Below are 15724 nucleotides of genomic sequence, written 5' to 3'. Positions count from 1 at the left end.
GCTTTACGGCTTATTGCTGGATATTATATCAAAAACACCCAGCTGAATTGATTCAAGTCACGCAATATAACGGTAAAAACACCGCATGGCACGCTGAGCTAACTCAGATATTCATGATAATACTTCGATCTGTGCCTCTATCTGATTATAGCTCCCAATGCCCCCGCCTACCCGGCGGCACCACGGAGCACGGATCCAGGTGAATGATGACGTCTGCCCCCGCAAAACGGTGCCGCAACGCCTGTTCCACCTGATCGGCCAACCGATGCGCCTCGCGCAGCGGCAGCGTGTCGTCCATCTCCAGATGCAGCTGGATGAAACGCGTCGGCCCCGACTGCCTCGTGCGCAGATCGTGCGCGCCTTTCACCCCGGGCCAGGAAGAAACCACTTCGATAATCGCCTGGCGCTCGTCATCCGGCAACGCCCTATCCAACAGCGACTGCACCGCCTCATAGCCCATGCGCAGCGCGCTATAGAGGATGTAAACGCCGATGCCCAGCGCGAACAGCGCATCCGCCCGCTGGAAGCCGTACCAGCTTAGCCCAAGAGCGATAAGAATAGCACCATTCATCATGACATCTGACTGATAATGCAGCATATCTGCGCGCACCGCCTGACTGCGCGTTTTTCTGACCACCCAGCGTTGATAAGTCACCAAAATCAGGGTGCTGACCAGCGCTATCACCGTCACGACGACGCCGATGCCGGGATCGCGCAGCGTTTGCGGCGCATACAGATGCTGAAAGCCGGTGAGGAACAGAAACAGGGCGGAACCGGAAATAAACATGCTTTGCGCCAGCGCCGCCAGCGACTCCGCTTTGCCGTGGCCGAACGTGTGTTCGGCATCGGCCGGCTGCAGCGAATAGCGTACCACCAGCAGGTTGGTCAGCGATGCCGCGATATCGACCAGCGAATCCACCAGCGCCGCCAACAGACTGACCGAACCGGTGTGATACCAGGCGACGATTTTAATCAACAGCAGCGACGACGCCAGCGCGGTAGCGGCCAACGCAGCGGACTTCACCAGGCGTGCATAGCGCTGTTCCATTATGGGGGCCCCGGTCAAAAGGTGTGGCGCTCAATATAGCGAAATGCCGGATAAAAAAAACCCCGCCATCATGGCGGGGAAGACAGGGATGGTGTCTATGGCAAGGAAAAACAGGGGACTACTCAGTCGTACTTCACTTCTGGGCAGAAGCTTGTTGCAAACCAGAAATTTGTTGCTCCATCTGCTGCATACGCTGCTGATGTTTCTGGTCTAAAACACTTTTTTGCTCTGGCGTCAGCAGGTTATACATTTGGTTGCGCACCCGGGCCATTTCCACCTGGCGCTTGACCTGCTGTTGGGCCATCTTTTCCGCCTGGGCATACACGGCGGCTTCATCAAATTTCTCTGCGGTCACCAGTTTATGCATGGCTTCCATTTCAGCTACATTGACACCAGGCAGATCGTGCCGGGCCTGGCGCATCAAATCGCGCATTTGTTGGCGCTGCTGTTCGCTGAGGCTGACACCGTCAAACATGTGGTGCTGGCCGGGTATTCGGGTCATCGCGTCGTTGCCGGGAGGTTGGGCTGCATCCGGTATAGTGTCGGCAGCGAAGGCAGCGGTCGAACCAATTGCCAGCAGTGATGCCATAACTAATGCGGTCGCCTTACGCATTTCAACTCCTCAAGCTTTCTCACTTTGCGAATCAACGAGGAGCAGTGTACCGCTACACCTGAAAACCTGCGTCAGTGCATGTAAAACTACGTAAAGTCATGGAATGGCAACAGTTGATGACGTATTTTGCGTCTGGAGGTAAATCATAATGAACAAGATTCTGTTAGTTGACGACGACCGCGAGTTGACCTCGCTGTTAAAAGAACTGCTTGAAATGGAAGGTTTTAATATCGTCGTCGCGCACGATGGCGAGCAGGCGTTGTCGCTGCTGGACAGCTCCGTCGATCTGCTGCTGCTCGACATCATGATGCCGAAGAAAAACGGCATCGATACGCTGAAAGAACTGCGCCAGCATCACCAGACGCCGGTCATCATGCTGACCGCGCGCGGCAGCGAGCTGGACCGCGTGCTGGGCCTGGAGCTGGGCGCCGATGATTACCTGCCGAAACCCTTCAACGATCGCGAACTGGTCGCGCGTATCCGCGCCATTCTGCGCCGTTCCAACTGGAGCGAACAGCAACAGCAGGTCGACAGCGGCGCCCCGACGCTGGATGTCGATGGCCTGCAGCTGAACCCCGGCCGCCAGGAGGCCAGCTTCGACGGCCAGGTGCTGGATCTGACCGGCACCGAATTCACCCTGCTGTACCTGCTGGCGCAGCATCTTGGCCAGGTGGTGTCGCGCGAACTGCTGAGCCAGGAAGTGTTAGGCAAACGCCTGACCCCGTTCGATCGCGCCATCGACATGCACATATCCAACCTGCGGCGTAAGCTGCCGGATCGCAAAGACGGGCATCCGTGGTTCAAAACCCTGCGCGGGCGCGGTTATTTGATGGTATCTGCAACATGATCAATAGTTTGACGGCACGCATCTTCGCCATTTTCTGGTTCACGTTAGCCCTGGTGCTAATGCTGGTGCTGATGGTGCCCAAGCTCGACTCCCGCCAAATGACCTCGCTGCTCGACAGCGAGCAGCGGCAGGGGTTGATGCTGGAACAACACGTCGAGGCCGAACTGCAAAACGATCCGGCCAACGATCTGATGTGGTGGCGCCGCCTGTTCCGCGCCATCGACAAATGGGCGCCGCCGGGCCAGCGCCTGCTGCTGGTCACCAGCGAAGGCCGGGTGATCGGCGCGCAGCGCAACGAAATGCAGATCGTCCGCAATTTCATCGGCCAATCCGACAACTCGGATCATCCGAAGAAGAAAAAGTACGGTCGCGTCGAGCTGGTGGGGCCGTTCGCAGTGCGCGACGGCGAAGACAACTACCAGCTGTACCTGATCCGCCCCGCCAACAGCCCGCAATCCGATTTCATCAACCTGATGTTCGACCGGCCGCTGCTGCTGCTGATCGTCACCATGCTGATCAGCGCCCCGCTGCTGCTGTGGCTGGCCTGGAGTCTGGCGAAACCGGCGCGCAAGCTGAAGAACGCCGCCGATGACGTGGCGCGCGGCAACCTGAAGCAGCACCCGGAGCTGGAGGCCGGCCCGCAGGAATTCCTGGCCACCGGCGCCAGTTTCAACCAGATGGTCAGCGCGCTGGAACGCATGATGAACGCCCAGCAACGGCTGATCTCGGACATCTCGCACGAGCTGCGCACGCCACTGACGCGCCTGCAGCTGGCCACCGCGCTGATGCGCCGCCGTCACGGTGAAGGCCACGAGCTGGCGCGCATCGAAACCGAAGCGCAGCGGCTGGATTCGATGATCAACGATCTGCTGGCGCTGTCGCGCGGACAGCAGAAGGGCGAACTGGCGCGCGAACAGCTGAAGGCCAACGAACTGTGGGCCGACGTGCTGGACAACGCCCGTTTCGAAGCGGAACAGATGGGCAAACAATTGGAGATCGTCGCACCGCCCGGCCCGTGGACGCTGTTCGGCAACGCGAGTGCGCTCGACAGCGCGTTGGAAAACATCGTGCGCAACGCCCTGCGTTATTCGCATACCCGCATCGCCGTGGCGTTCAGCGCCGACAATCAGGGCGTAACCATTGAAGTGGATGACGACGGCCCCGGCGTCAGCGCCGAAGATCGCGAGCAGATTTTCCGTCCGTTCTACCGTACCGATGAAGCGCGCGACCGCGAGTCCGGCGGCACCGGCCTCGGCCTGGCTATCGTCGAGGCAGCGGTCAACCAGCATCGCGGCTGGGTGAAGGCGGAAGACAGCCCGCTGGGCGGGCTGAGGCTGGTGCTGTGGCTGCCGCTGCATCATCAACGCCTATCGGCTAAGACAGAACAGTAAGAGTTTGCTATCCTGCGCCCCTCGTTCACGAGGGGCCTGCAACATGCTGAACATCGTTTTATTTGAACCTGAAATCCCACCCAACACCGGCAATATCATCCGCCTGTGCGCCAATACCGGCTTTAATCTGCACCTGATCGAACCGCTGGGTTTTCCGTGGGACGACAAGCGCCTGCGCCGCGCCGGGCTGGACTACCATGAGTTCACCCGCGTCCGCCGTCATGCCGACTACGCCGCCTTCCTCGCCGCCGAAAATCCGCAGCGGCTGTTCGCCCTCACGACCAAGGGTACCCCGGCGCACAGCGCCGTCAGCTATCAGGCCGGCGACTACCTGCTGTTCGGCCCGGAAACCCGCGGGTTGCCCGCCGATATCCTTGATGCGCTGCCTGCGCAGCAAAAAATCCGCATCCCGATGCAGGCGCAAAGCCGCAGCATGAACCTGTCGAATGCCGTCGCGGTGGTGGTTTATGAGGCCTGGCGGCAGCTGGACTATGCCGGCGCGTTGATCAAGGCGTAATCCGCGACGACGCGCCATACTGGAAGTGTCATCGCTGCGATGTTCTTTCCAGGAACGGTACATGGCTTTCGTCGAAGATATTGTCACCCAGCTTCGTCGGCTCGAGCTGGCGCTGAACGCGGCGCTGTTGCGGCTGCAGCAAGCGCCTGACAGCGAAGCGCTGCACGACTTGCGCGTCTGTCTGCGGCGCATTCGCAGCCTGTTGCGCCCTTTGCGCGGCAGCCCCGGCGCAACGCGGCTCGATCGGGCCGCCGCCGAGTTAGGCAGGCTCACGACGCCGCCGCGCGATCTCGAGGTGCTGATCGCCGAACTGGTGCGCCATCGCCTGGATTGGCAGGCGAACGCGCGCCAGAGCGATTTTCAGGCCCGCTGCCGTCAACTGCTCGCCCATCCGCAGCTCATCGATTTTCCCTCGCTGCTGCATGCCTGGCCGCGCCGCTTTCGAAGCACTGCGCGGCACGCTGCCAAACACCGTCTGAACCGACGCCTGCAGCGCCAGCAACGACAACTGCACCGGGCGTTGGCCGATACCGGCTACGATCGCCACCGCCTGCGGCTGCTGATCAAACGCCTGCGCTACGCGGCCGAAGCCTATCCGCAACGCCTCCCCCTCTCTCCCTGCGCAGCGGCGAGTCTGAAAGCGGCGCAAAACGCCCTCGGCGAGTGGCACGACCGAGAAGTCTGGTGCCTGCAGGCCGAACACCAGGCGGATCTCTGGCCATTGTTGCCCCAGTGGCAAGCCGAGCAACGCCAGGCACTGGCCAGAGCGGATGCCGTACTCGCCGCCTTATCAATGGCGCTAGCGGCGAAAACCGGCGGCGTATCACGATCCTGATAAAAGTCCGCGACAGGGCACGCCCGGCCCCGAAAACGCCCGCTGCGGCGCAGATAATGCGCTATGTTTTTTAAGGGTAATCACCACTCATCATAGGAAAGCATATGAAGAAACCACGCTTGGGCGTTGCCATGGCGGTTCTGGCAGCGGGTCTGTTGCTGGCGGGCTGTTCGTCCAAAGTCACCCAGACATCTCAATATTCGGGCTTCTTGTCCGATTACAGCAAACTGCAGGAAACCACCTCGCCAAGCGGCCATAAAACGCTGCGCTGGATAGACCCAAGTTACAAGGAATCCAACTATCGCGGCCTCTATTTCCAACCGGTGGTCTATTTCCCGGCGGAGAAACCCACGGCGCGAGTCAGCCAGGAAACGCTGAACAAGATTAAGGCGTATGCGACCCAGCGAATTAAAACTGCGCTGCAGAACCGCTTTACCATTCTGCCAAGCCCGGCTGGCTCGCGCGTACTGGTGGCCAAGCTCGCCATCACTGCCGTTTCAGCCGAAAACGAAGACATGAAGTTCTATGAAGTGGTGCCTGTCGCCGCCGTGGTCGCCAGCACCATGGCCGCCACCGGCCACCGGACGCAAAACACCACGCTGTATATCGAAGGTGAGTTGATCGACCAGGATACCGGTAAAACGGTGATGGAAGTGGTGCGCAAGGCCTACGGCAAAACCGTCAGCAACGACAGCTCACCGGTCACGGCGGAAGACGTCAAGGCGGCGATCGACGACATCGTCACCGATATCACCAACTTCCCGAAACAGGGCTGAACGCGGTTTGAAAAACACAGGGGGAGCCGAAGCTCCCCCTGAATGGCTCAGCCAGCGGCGCTCAAATGCCGTCGCCGTACTCAAAACCGTGATTGGTGCCGTTGAAGTATTGGTCCATGTCCATCGACGGCGTATCGCTCTCCGGCCGCCCGACGATGCGCGCCGGCACCCCGGCGGCGGTGGTGTGCGGCGGTATCGCCTGCAAGACCACCGAGCCCGCGCCGATCTTCGCACCCTTGCCCACTTCGATATTGCCGAGAATTTTGGCGCCGGCGCCAATCATCACCCCTTCGCGGATTTTCGGGTGACGGTCGCCGCTGGTTTTACCGGTACCGCCCAGAGTGACCGACTGCAGGATAGAGACGTTGTTTTCCACCACCGCCGTTTCACCGATCACGATGCCGGTAGCGTGGTCGAGCATGATGCCACAGCCGATGGTCGCCGCCGGGTGGATATCCACGCCGAAGGCGACGGAAATTTGATTTTGCAGGTAGATAGCCAGCGCCTGCCGACCTTGCTGCCACAGCCAGTGGCCGATGCGGTAAGCCTGCAGCGCATGGAACCCTTTCAGGTAAAGCAGCGGCGTGGAGTACTTATCGACCGCCGGGTCGCGCAGCCGCACCGCGAGGATATCGCGCGCCGCCGAAACGATCATCTGGTTGTCGGACTTGTAGGCCTCTTCCACCACCTCGCGTACCGCAATCGCGGGCATGATCGGTGTCGCCAGCTTGTTGGCCAGCATATAGCTGAGCGCGCTGCCCAGATTCTCGTGCTTGAGCAACGTCGCATGGAAAAAGCTGGCCAGCATCGGTTCACAATCAGCCAGTGCTCGCGCTTCTGATTTAATGCTGTTCCAGACCTGTTCCAACTCTTCTGACGACATCACATTCCCCTCTGCCTTGCCAAACGGGCCGCTTCACACGGTAGCGCGAAGCGGCCCAGGTCATTTGCGGGGTCAGCATGCTGCCCCGGCATATCGTTTTATGTCACACGCTGGGCTTTTCGTCCTTTCGGGCGCGCCCCAGCAGGCTCAGCGCCGCTTCGCGGGCGTCTTTATGGCAGTAAAGCACCTGATAAATCTGTTCGGTGATCGGCATTTCCACGCCGTGCCGCTGCGCCAGCGCCAACACCTCTTTGGTATTGCGATAGCCCTCGACCACCTGACCGATGCTGTCCTGCGCTTCCTGCACGCCTTTGCCCTGCCCCAGCATAATGCCGAAGCGGCGGTTGCGCGATTGGTTGTCCGTGCAGGTTAGCACCAGATCCCCCAGCCCCGCCATGCCCATGAACGTCGAAGGATCGGCGCCCAGCGCAGAACCCAGACGGCTCATTTCCGCCAGCCCGCGTGTAATCAACGCGGTACGAGCGTTGGCGCCGAAACCGATGCCGTCGGACATGCCGGCGCCGATGGCGATCACGTTCTTCACCGCACCGCCAAGCTGCACGCCGATGAAATCGGGATTGCTGTAGACGCGGAAGCTCTTGCCGCAGTGCAGCAGCCGTTGCAGATCGTCGGCGAACTGCGCATCGGTCGCCGCCAGCGCGATCGCCGTCGGCAGGCCGGCGGCCAGCTCTTTGGCGAACGTCGGCCCGGAGAGCACCGCCAGCGGGATCGCCTCGCCCAACGCTTCACGCGCCACGTCCTGCAGCAAGCGGCCGGTTTCCGCCTCCAGCCCTTTGGTGGCCCATACGATGCGGGCGTCCGGGCGCAGATGCGGCTTCAGCTGGCGCAGCACGTCGCCGAACACGTGGCTCGGCACCACCACCAGCACGTCGCGGCTGGCGGCCAGCGCACGCGCCAAATCGGCTTCAAGCAACAGCGTATCGGGGAAAGGAACGTCGGGCAGAAACGCCTGATTGCAGCGATCGTGCTGCAACGTTTGAATTTGCGCGGGGTTATGTCCCCACAACACCACGGGATGGCCGTTACGCGCCAGCGTAATGGCCAATGCGGTGCCGTACGAGCCGGCACCGATAACAGTCATTGAAGCATTGACGGTGTTCATCAGGCATCCTGATGTGGTGCGGCACCTTCGCCTTCCGCCTGCTGCTGCAGATAGTTCATGAACAGCGCGTCAAAGTTGACCGGTGCCAGGTTCAGCTGCGGGAAGGTACCGCGGGAAACCAGGCTGGTGATGCACTCGCGCGCATACGGGAACAGGATGTTCGGGCAGTACGCGCCCAGGCAATGCGCCAGCTGCGTGCCTTCGATGCCTGCTACCGAGAAGATGCCCGCCTGCTGCACTTCGCACAGGAACGCGGTCTCTTCGCCCAGGGTCGCCGTCACGGTTACGCGCAGTACCACTTCATACACTTCGTCAGCCAGCTGGCTGGACGCGGTATCCAGATCAAGTTTAACTTCCGGCTGCCATTCCTGCTGGAAAACCTGCGGCGCGTTCGGCGCTTCGAAGGAGATGTCCTTGGTATAAATACGTTGGATCTGGAAAGCCATTTCAGTGCTGTTTTGTTCTGACATGTGAGTAATACCCTTGGTTAAACGTCCTTATTGACACTCGATGAACCGGCAAGCGGCTTAAAGCAGCGGATCCAGGCCGCCGCGAGCATCGAGTTCATATAAATCATCACAGCCGCCGATATGCCGGCCGTCGATGAAAATCTGCGGCACGGTGGTGCGCCCGCTGCGCTCGATCATCACTTCGCGCTTGGCGCTATCGCCGTCGATGGCGATCTCGTTAAACGCCGCGCCCTTGCTGTTCAGCAGCGCCTTGGCGCGATGGCAGAACGGGCAGGTCGCTTTGGTGTAGATATCAATGTTAGCCATGGATTGCCACCTCAAATAGGTTAAACGGTTACTTACCGCGCACCAGCGGCAGGTTTTCTCCGCTCCAGCCGGCAATGCCGTCTTTCAGCATAGTCACCTTTTCAAAACCGGCCTTGCTCAGGTTCTCCGCCGGCTCGCGGGAGGCGGTGCCGTTGGCGCACACGACGATGATCGGCTGCGCTTTGTGTTTTTCCAGCTCGCCCAGGCTGCCGTTTTTGATTTCGCTGGCGGTCAGGTTGATGGCGTTGGCCAGGTGACCACGGCGGAAATCGTCGCGGCTGCGGGTGTCGACCACCACGGCTTCTTCTTTGTTGATCAGACGAATAGCTTCACCGCGGGCGATCTCTTTGACCTTGGAGAAACGGCTTTTGAACGTCATGACGATCACGGCGACCAGCAGAGCGATCCAAGCCAGGCTCAGAATAGGGTGTCTGCTTACGAATGGCATAATTTCTTGCAGCATGGGGTGTAACAACTCCCGTCAGTTAAGGGATAAATAAGTCAAGGTTCCAGAGTATACCTGCCGAGTGCGGCAAATACAGCCAATAAGCAAGCGCGATTGTAGAAACTGCGGGCTGCGCTGAGAAATTCCCGACGTCAGAGCATAAAAGCCCGCGCGATTCGCCGCAACCTTGATCTCTTTGGGCTATTTATCGCCGGCGGCGGTGTAAAATCAGCCGGTTTTTCGAGGGCGAATAGCCATGCTTGCGGCGGGCGCATGGCTATTCGCAGCTTAAAAAGTTCATATAAGAGGTCAATGCAATGTCGAGCAACAAAAAACCGATGGTACTGGTGATCCTGGACGGTTACGGCCACCGTGAAGAGCGGGAGGACAACGCGATCCTGAACGCCGGCACCCCGGTGATGGATCGCCTGTGGAAGGAGCAGCCGCATACGCTGATCGCCGCTTCCGGGCTGGATGTCGGCCTGCCCGACGGGCAAATGGGCAACTCCGAAGTCGGTCATGTCAACCTGGGCGCCGGGCGCATCGTGTATCAGGATCTGACCCGGCTGGACAAAGCGATCGCCGACGGCGACTTCTTCGCCAACCCGGTGCTGACTGCCGCCGTCGACAAGGCAGTGGCGGCCGGCAAGGCGGTGCATATCATGGGCCTGCTGTCGCCGGGCGGCGTGCACAGCCACGACGAGCACATCCTGGCCATGATCAAGCTGGCCGCCCAGCGCGGCGCCAAAGCCATCTATCTGCACGCCTTCCTCGACGGGCGCGACACCCCGCCACGCAGCGCCGAAGCCCCGCTGCAACGCTGCCGCGATGCCTTCGCCGCGCTGGGCGTCGGGCGCATCGCTTCGCTGATCGGGCGTTATTACGCGATGGACCGCGACAACCGCTGGGATCGCGTGCAGCTGGCCTATGACCTGCTGACCGCGGCCAAAGGCGACTACCTGGCCGACGATGCGGCTGCCGGCTTGCAGGCCGCCTATGAACGCGGTGAAAACGACGAGTTCGTCAGACCGACCGTCATTCGCGCCGCCGGTGAGGCCGATGCCGCGATGCAGGACGGCGACGCGTTGATCTTCATGAACTTCCGCGCCGACCGCGCGCGCCAGATCACCCGCGCCTTCGTGAACGCGGATTTCGACGGTTTCCCGCGCGCCAAGCGGGTGCAGTTCGGCGATTTCGTGATGCTGACTGAGTACGCCGCCGACATCGCGACCGCCTGCGCCTATCCGCCGGCGTCGCTGGCCAACACCTTCGGCGAATGGCTGATGAAGCACGACAAAACCCAGCTGCGCATCTCGGAAACCGAAAAATACGCCCACGTCACCTTCTTCTATAACGGCGGCGTGGAAGCGCCGTTCAAGGGCGAAGACCGCGTGCTGGTCAATTCGCCGAAGGTCGCCACCTACGATCTGCAGCCGGAGATGAGCGCCGCCGAGCTGACCGACAAGCTGCTGAGCGCCATCCGCAGCGGCAAATACGACGCCATTATCTGCAACTATCCGAACGGCGACATGGTGGGGCATACCGGCGTGTATGAAGCGGCGGTCAAAGCGGTGGAAACGCTGGACGCGTGCATCGCTCAGGTGGTTGACGCCGTGCGCGACGTCGATGGCCAGCTGCTGATCACCGCCGATCACGGCAACGCCGAACAGATGCGCGATCCGGCCACCGGGCAGGCGCACACCGCCCACACCAGCCTGCCGGTGCCGCTGATTTACGTCGGCAAACCGGCGCGGGCGGTCGAAGGCGGCAAGCTTTCGGACATCGCGCCAACCCTGCTAACACTGATGGGAATGGAAATCCCGCAAGAGATGACTGGTAAGCCGCTGTTCATCGTGGAATAATCCTTCTCCATGAGGGAGAAGGCGTTTTTTGCACTATCAAGGGTAACCCGAAGCGCAAACGCAGGCAGCCGACCGCTGCCTGAACGCACCGCGCCAAGGACGTTCACCGCCATGTGCGCCAGCGTATTTTGCGCTGGCGTCTTGCTGTTGCCGCTCGCCGGCCAGGCGGCGGAAGACAATAAATCCCAGCTGAAAGACATCCAGCAGAGCATCGCCGAGAAAGAAAAAGCGGTGAAGCAGCAGCAACAGCAGCGCAGCTCGCTGCAGGATCAGCTGCGTCAGCAGGAAAAAACCATCGCCCAGGCCAGCCGCCAGTTGCGCGACACCCAGGGCACGCTCACCCAGCTGGGCAAGGATATTTCCGGCCTGAACGCCTCGATCGCCAAGCTGCAAAAGCAGCAGTCGACCCAACAAAACCTCCTCGCCAAACAGCTCGACGCCGCCTTCCGGCAAGGGCAGCACAGCGCCGTGCAGCTGATCCTCAGCGGTGAAGAAAGCCAGCGCAGCGAACGTATTCTGGCCTATTTCGGCTATCTGAACGAAGCGCGTCAGAAAACCATCGAAGAGCTGAAGCAGACCCGCGCCGAGCTGGCGAAGCAAAAAACCACGCTGGTGGCCAAACAGGGCCAGCAAAAATCCCTCCTGGGCGAGCAACAGACGCAGCAGCAGAAGCTGGAGCAGGCGCGCGGCGCCCGCAAGCAAACGCTGACCGCGCTGGAAGCCTCGCTGGAAAAAGACCAACAACGCCTGGTGGAACTGCGCCAGAACGAAGCCCGCATGCGCGACAAGATCGCCCGGGCGGAGCGCGAAGCCCGTGCGCGCGCCGAACGCGAAGCGCGTGAAGCGGCCAAGGTGCGCGAACAGGTGCGCATCAAGGAACAGCAGGCGAAGAAAACCGGCACCACCTACAAACCGAGCGAAGCCGATCGCTCGCTGATGGCGCGTACCGGCGGCCTCGGTCGTCCGGCCGGCCAGCTGATGTGGCCGGTGCGCGGCCGCACGCTGCACGGCTTTGGCGAACCGCAGCAGGGCGAGCTACGCTGGAAAGGCATGGTGATTGAAGCCCGCGAAGGCAGCGAAGTGAAAGCCGTCGCCGATGGCCGCGTGCTGCTGGCCGACTGGCTGCAAGGCTATGGCCTGATGGTGGTGGTCGAACACGGTAAAGGCGACATGAGCGTGTACGGCTACAACCAAAGCGCGTTGGTCAACGTCGGGGCGCAGGTGCGCGCCGGCCAGCCGATCGCTCTGGTAGGCACCAGCGGCGGCCAGGGAACGCCGTCGCTCTATTTCGAAATCCGTCGTCAGGGACAGGCGGTTAACCCACTGCCGTGGTTGGGAAGATAGATTTGCGCTATGTCAAAACCCGTACAGCTCTGTTAATCGGCTGTCTGCTGCAGGTTTACGCTGCGCAGGCAGGGAAACTCTCCATCGTCATCGATGACGTGGGCTACCGCCCTCACGAAGAAAACGCGGTGCTGCAAATGCCGACGGCGATCTCGGTCGCGGTGTTGCCCAACGCGCCGCATGCCCGCCTGATGGCCACCCGCGCCCACAGCCAGGGCCGCGAAGTCTTGATCCACATGCCGATGGCGCCGCTCAGCAAGCAGCCGCTGGAGCGCGATACTCTGCAGCCCTCCATGAGCAGCGAAGAGATCCAGCGCATCATCCGCAACGCGGTGAACAACGTGCCTTATGCGGTCGGCATGAACAACCACATGGGCAGCGCCATGACCTCCAGCCTGCCGGGCATGCAGAAAGTGATGCAGGCGCTCGAAAGCTACCGTCTGTATTTTCTCGACAGCATGACCATCGGCAGCAGCCAGGCAACCCGCGCCGCGGCCGGCACCGGCGTGAAAGTGATCAAACGCAAGGTGTTCCTCGACGATACCGCAAACGAAGCCGACATCCGCCGTCAGTTCAACCGCGCGGTCGAATTGGCGCGGCGCAACGGCTCCGCCATCGCCATTGGCCACCCGCGCCCGGCGACGGTGAAAGTGCTGCAGCAGATGCTGCCGTCGCTGCCCGCCGATATCGTGCTGGTCAAGCCGAGCGCACTGCTGAACGAACCGCAGGGCAACGGCGGCGGCAGCTACGTCCCACCGCCGGTTAAACCGCAGAAACCGCAGCCGAAGAACCCGTTCAGCGGCGGCATCAAGCAGTGCAAGGTCAAACCGCCGAAGGAAAGTACCAACGCCGGCACCGCGCTGGGCGTCATCGCCGACAGCATCGCCACTTCGGCGCCGGTGGCCTTCATCAAGCGTCATTGGCAACACTGGACGCAAGCCAAACCGCAAGCATAAAAAAGGGCCGGAATTCCGGCCCTTTTCACGTCTGCCGAGATTAATCCCAGCTCAGCACCACTTTGCCCGACTTGCCGGAGCGCATGGCGTCGAAGCCCTGCTGGAACTCGTCGATCGAGAAACGGTGGGTGATGATCGGGGTCAAATCCAGGCCGGACTGGATCAGCGCCGCCATCTTGTACCAGGTCTCGAACATTTCGCGACCGTAAATCCCTTTGATAAACAGCCCTTTGAAGATGACCTGGTTCCAGTCGATCGACATATCCGAAGGCGGAATGCCCAGCATGGCGATGCGCCCGCCGTGGTTCATCGCATTGAGCAGCGTGCGGAAGGCCGGCGGCGCGCCGGACATTTCCAGGCCGACGTCGAACCCTTCGGTCATGCCCAGTTCGGCCATCACGTCGCTGAGGTTTTCCTTGCTGACGTTCACCGCACGGGTCACGCCCATCTTGCGCGCCAGTTCCAGACGGTATTCGTTAACGTCGGTGATCACCACATGCCGCGCGCCGACGTGTTTGCACACCGCCGCCGCCATGATACCGATCGGGCCGGCACCGGACACCAGCACATCTTCCCCGACCAGATCGAACGACAGCGCGGTGTGCACCGCGTTACCGAACGGATCGAAGATCGACGCCAGTTCGTCGGAGATGTTATCCGGGATCTTGAAGGCGTTGAACGCCGGGATCACCAGGTATTCCGCGAAGCTGCCCGGACGGTTCACGCCCACGCCGACGGTGTTGCGGCACAGGTGTGTGCGGCCACCGCGGCAGTTGCGGCAATGGCCGCAGGTGATATGCCCTTCACCGGACACGCGATCGCCGATGCTGAAGCCTTTGACTTCCTGACCGATCGCCACCACTTCGCCCACGTATTCATGGCCGACCACCATCGGAACCGGAATGGTTTTTTGCGACCACTCGTCCCAGTTGTAGATATGCACATCGGTGCCGCAGATCGCGGTTTTGCGGATTTTGATCATGATGTCGTTGTGGCCCAGCTCCGGCTGAGGCACGTCGGTCATCCAAATCCCTTCTTCCGCTTTCAGTTTTGACAGTGCTTTCATGGTTTTACCTTATGCAATAACGCCAAGATCCTTACCGATACGTGTAAACGCCGCCACTGCGCGTTCGATTTGCTCCGGGGTGTGGTCGGCAGACATCTGGGTACGGATGCGCGCCTGGCCTTTCGGCACCACCGGATAGAAGAAACCGGTCACATAGATGCCTTCCTTGAGCAACGCATTGGCGAACTCCTGCGCCAGCTTCGCCTCACCCAGCATCACCGGGATGATGGCGTGATCGGCGCCGGCCAGGGTGAAGCCAGCGGCGGTCATTTTTTCGCGGAACAGCCGCGCGTTGGCCCACAGGCGATCGCGCAGGGCATCGCCCTCTTCCAGCAGTTCCAGCACTTTGATCGATGCGGCGACGATCGCCGGCGCCAGCGAGTTGGAGAACAGGTACGGGCGCGAACGCTGGCGCAGCCACTCCACCACTTCTTTCTTGGCGGCGGTGTAGCCGCCGGAAGCGCCGCCCAGCGCCTTGCCTAACGTACCGGTGATGATATCGACGCGGCCCATCACTTCGCAGTATTCATGAGTACCGCGCCCGTTGGCGCCGACAAAGCCTACCGCGTGGGAGTCATCCACCATCACCAGCGCCTGATATTCGTCCGCCAGATCGCACACCCCTTTCAGGTTGGCGATCACGCCGTCCATCGAGAATACGCCGTCGGTGGCGATCAGAATGTGACGCGCGCCATCGGCTTTGGCCTGCTTCAGCTGCGCGGCCAGCTCGGTCATGTCGTTATTGGCGTAGCGATAGCGCTTGGCCTTGCACAGGCGCACGCCGTCGATGATCGACGCGTGGTTCAGCGCATCGGAGATAATGGCGTCTTCCGGGCCAAGTAGGGTTTCGAACAACCCGCCGTTGGCGTCGAAGCAGGAGGAGTACAGGATCGCGTCTTCCATACCCAGGAAGGCCGCCAGTTTCTGTTCCAGCTGTTTGTGGCTGTCCTGAGTGCCGCAGATGAAGCGCACCGACGCCATGCCGAAACCGTGGCTGTCCATCCCCGACTTGGCGGCGGCGATCAGCGCCGGATGGTTGGCCAGGCCCAGGTAGTTATTGGCGCAGAAGTTGATCACATGGCTGCCGTCGGCGACGGCGATATCCGCCTGTTGCGCGGAGGTGATGATGCGTTCTTCCTTGAACAGCCCTTCACTGCGAGTGGCGGCAAGCTGTTGTTCCAACTGCTGATAAAAAGACGCTGACATTCGGTTATCTCCAGGATTGGGCTATTTGCGGCATAT

General features: G+C 61.0%; 17 protein-coding genes. 8 read left to right on the top strand and 9 right to left on the bottom strand.

The window, feature by feature from the left end; translation table 11 throughout:
- Positions 1-145: 145 nt before the first annotated feature.
- Both fieF and cpxP read right to left on the bottom strand, forming a co-directional pair.
- Positions 146-1048, bottom strand: a complete 903-nt coding sequence (fieF, locus tag GKN89_RS20110) for a CDF family cation-efflux transporter FieF (RefSeq protein WP_154747628.1) — start codon at positions 1046-1048, stop codon at positions 146-148.
- 133 nt (positions 1049-1181) lie between these two features.
- Positions 1182-1661, bottom strand: a complete 480-nt coding sequence (cpxP, locus tag GKN89_RS20105) for a cell-envelope stress modulator CpxP (protein ID WP_063918327.1) — start codon at positions 1659-1661, stop codon at positions 1182-1184.
- A 148-nt stretch (positions 1662-1809) separates the two neighbouring features.
- Here cpxP and cpxR point away from each other — a divergent pair, with 148 nt between their 5' ends.
- The 5 genes from cpxR to GKN89_RS20080 all read left to right on the top strand — a co-directional run bounded on the left by cpxR (position 1810) and on the right by GKN89_RS20080 (position 6027).
- Complete coding sequence (gene cpxR / locus GKN89_RS20100) at positions 1810-2508, top strand: envelope stress response regulator transcription factor CpxR (protein ID WP_004931124.1); 699 nt, start codon at positions 1810-1812, stop codon at positions 2506-2508.
- Positions 2505-3899 (top strand): envelope stress sensor histidine kinase CpxA, encoded by a 1395-nt coding sequence (gene cpxA / locus GKN89_RS20095; RefSeq protein ID WP_019452223.1) that lies wholly within the window; start codon positions 2505-2507, stop codon positions 3897-3899. The genes cpxR and cpxA overlap by 4 nt, the downstream gene beginning before the upstream one ends.
- Positions 3900-3942: 43 nt before the next feature.
- Positions 3943-4416, top strand: a complete 474-nt coding sequence (trmL, locus tag GKN89_RS20090; RefSeq protein ID WP_019452222.1) for a tRNA (uridine(34)/cytosine(34)/5-carboxymethylaminomethyluridine(34)-2'-O)-methyltransferase TrmL — start codon at positions 3943-3945, stop codon at positions 4414-4416.
- 61 nt (positions 4417-4477) lie between these two features.
- Positions 4478-5251 carry a CHAD domain-containing protein gene (locus tag GKN89_RS20085; RefSeq protein WP_154747627.1) on the top strand — a complete coding sequence of 258 codons (774 nt, stop codon included), beginning with the start codon at positions 4478-4480 and terminating at the stop codon, positions 5249-5251.
- 104 nt (positions 5252-5355) lie between these two features.
- Positions 5356-6027 (top strand): DUF3313 domain-containing protein, encoded by a 672-nt coding sequence (locus GKN89_RS20080; RefSeq protein ID WP_063918325.1) that lies wholly within the window; start codon positions 5356-5358, stop codon positions 6025-6027.
- Between the two features lie 61 nt (positions 6028-6088).
- Here the strand turns inward: GKN89_RS20080 and cysE are convergent, their stop codons facing one another.
- The 5 genes from cysE to GKN89_RS20055 form a co-directional block, all read right to left on the bottom strand.
- Positions 6089-6910 (bottom strand): serine O-acetyltransferase, encoded by an 822-nt coding sequence (cysE, locus tag GKN89_RS20075; protein ID WP_004931135.1) that lies wholly within the window; start codon positions 6908-6910, stop codon positions 6089-6091.
- A gap of 103 nt (positions 6911-7013) precedes the next feature.
- Positions 7014-8033 (bottom strand): NAD(P)H-dependent glycerol-3-phosphate dehydrogenase, encoded by a 1020-nt coding sequence (gene gpsA, locus GKN89_RS20070; RefSeq protein WP_019452219.1) that lies wholly within the window; start codon positions 8031-8033, stop codon positions 7014-7016.
- Positions 8033-8503 carry a protein-export chaperone SecB gene (secB, locus tag GKN89_RS20065; RefSeq protein WP_004931139.1) on the bottom strand — a complete coding sequence of 157 codons (471 nt, stop codon included), beginning with the start codon at positions 8501-8503 and terminating at the stop codon, positions 8033-8035. Before secB ends, gpsA begins: the two co-directional genes overlap by 1 nt.
- A 57-nt stretch (positions 8504-8560) precedes the next feature.
- Complete coding sequence (gene grxC / locus GKN89_RS20060) at positions 8561-8809, bottom strand: glutaredoxin 3 (RefSeq protein WP_019452217.1); 249 nt, start codon at positions 8807-8809, stop codon at positions 8561-8563.
- Between the two features lie 28 nt (positions 8810-8837).
- Positions 8838-9272, bottom strand: coding sequence for a rhodanese-like domain-containing protein (locus GKN89_RS20055; RefSeq protein ID WP_015379424.1), 435 nt, complete (start codon positions 9270-9272; stop codon positions 8838-8840).
- A gap of 299 nt (positions 9273-9571) precedes the next feature.
- Between GKN89_RS20055 and gpmM the strand changes: the two genes are divergently transcribed.
- Genes gpmM through GKN89_RS20040 form a run of 3 tightly spaced genes read left to right on the top strand, consistent with a single transcriptional unit; the run spans position 9572 to position 13416 of the window.
- On the top strand, positions 9572-11116 hold the full coding sequence (gpmM, locus tag GKN89_RS20050) for a 2,3-bisphosphoglycerate-independent phosphoglycerate mutase (protein WP_019452216.1): 1545 nt from the start codon (positions 9572-9574) through the stop codon (positions 11114-11116).
- Between the two features lie 9 nt (positions 11117-11125).
- Complete coding sequence (gene envC / locus GKN89_RS20045) at positions 11126-12460, top strand: murein hydrolase activator EnvC (protein WP_063918323.1); 1335 nt, start codon at positions 11126-11128, stop codon at positions 12458-12460.
- A gap of 2 nt (positions 12461-12462) precedes the next feature.
- Positions 12463-13416 (top strand): divergent polysaccharide deacetylase family protein, encoded by a 954-nt coding sequence (locus tag GKN89_RS20040; protein WP_154747626.1) that lies wholly within the window; start codon positions 12463-12465, stop codon positions 13414-13416.
- A gap of 40 nt (positions 13417-13456) precedes the next feature.
- Here the strand turns inward: GKN89_RS20040 and tdh are convergent, their stop codons facing one another.
- The gene (tdh, locus tag GKN89_RS20035; RefSeq protein WP_016929697.1) at positions 13457-14482 is read right to left on the bottom strand and encodes an L-threonine 3-dehydrogenase; all 1026 of its coding nucleotides are present in this window, start codon (positions 14480-14482) and stop codon (positions 13457-13459) included.
- Between the two features lie 9 nt (positions 14483-14491).
- Entirely contained in the window at positions 14492-15688 is a 1197-nt protein-coding gene (kbl, locus tag GKN89_RS20030; protein WP_004931154.1) for a glycine C-acetyltransferase, read from the bottom strand.
- Positions 15689-15724: the final 36 nt, after the last annotated feature.

It is taken from the genome of Serratia sp. YC16 (assembly GCF_009707615.1).
Lineage (GTDB): Bacteria > Pseudomonadota > Gammaproteobacteria > Enterobacterales > Enterobacteriaceae > Serratia > Serratia surfactantfaciens.
Note: the sequence above shows the minus strand (reverse complement) of the source record. Positions and strands in the feature narration are given on the sequence as shown.

What these genes read in the sequence shown, in the direction of transcription:
- fieF (WP_154747628.1), bottom strand. Translation starts at nt 1,048, where the DNA reads ATGGAACAGCGCTATGCACGCCTGGTGAAGTCCGCTGCGTTGGCCGCT.
- cpxP (WP_063918327.1), bottom strand. Translation starts at nt 1,661, where the DNA reads ATGCGTAAGGCGACCGCATTAGTTATGGCATCACTGCTGGCAATTGGT.
- cpxR (WP_004931124.1), top strand. Translation starts at nt 1,810, where the DNA reads ATGAACAAGATTCTGTTAGTTGACGACGACCGCGAGTTGACCTCGCTG.
- cpxA (WP_019452223.1), top strand. Translation starts at nt 2,505, where the DNA reads ATGATCAATAGTTTGACGGCACGCATCTTCGCCATTTTCTGGTTCACG.
- trmL (WP_019452222.1), top strand. Translation starts at nt 3,943, where the DNA reads ATGCTGAACATCGTTTTATTTGAACCTGAAATCCCACCCAACACCGGC.
- GKN89_RS20085 (WP_154747627.1), top strand. Translation starts at nt 4,478, where the DNA reads ATGGCTTTCGTCGAAGATATTGTCACCCAGCTTCGTCGGCTCGAGCTG.
- GKN89_RS20080 (WP_063918325.1), top strand. Translation starts at nt 5,356, where the DNA reads ATGAAGAAACCACGCTTGGGCGTTGCCATGGCGGTTCTGGCAGCGGGT.
- cysE (WP_004931135.1), bottom strand. Translation starts at nt 6,910, where the DNA reads ATGTCGTCAGAAGAGTTGGAACAGGTCTGGAACAGCATTAAATCAGAA.
- gpsA (WP_019452219.1), bottom strand. Translation starts at nt 8,033, where the DNA reads ATGAACACCGTCAATGCTTCAATGACTGTTATCGGTGCCGGCTCGTAC.
- secB (WP_004931139.1), bottom strand. Translation starts at nt 8,503, where the DNA reads ATGTCAGAACAAAACAGCACTGAAATGGCTTTCCAGATCCAACGTATT.
- grxC (WP_019452217.1), bottom strand. Translation starts at nt 8,809, where the DNA reads ATGGCTAACATTGATATCTACACCAAAGCGACCTGCCCGTTCTGCCAT.
- GKN89_RS20055 (WP_015379424.1), bottom strand. Translation starts at nt 9,272, where the DNA reads ATGCTGCAAGAAATTATGCCATTCGTAAGCAGACACCCTATTCTGAGC.
- gpmM (WP_019452216.1), top strand. Translation starts at nt 9,572, where the DNA reads ATGTCGAGCAACAAAAAACCGATGGTACTGGTGATCCTGGACGGTTAC.
- envC (WP_063918323.1), top strand. Translation starts at nt 11,126, where the DNA reads ATGAGGGAGAAGGCGTTTTTTGCACTATCAAGGGTAACCCGAAGCGCA.
- tdh (WP_016929697.1), bottom strand. Translation starts at nt 14,482, where the DNA reads ATGAAAGCACTGTCAAAACTGAAAGCGGAAGAAGGGATTTGGATGACC.
- kbl (WP_004931154.1), bottom strand. Translation starts at nt 15,688, where the DNA reads ATGTCAGCGTCTTTTTATCAGCAGTTGGAACAACAGCTTGCCGCCACT.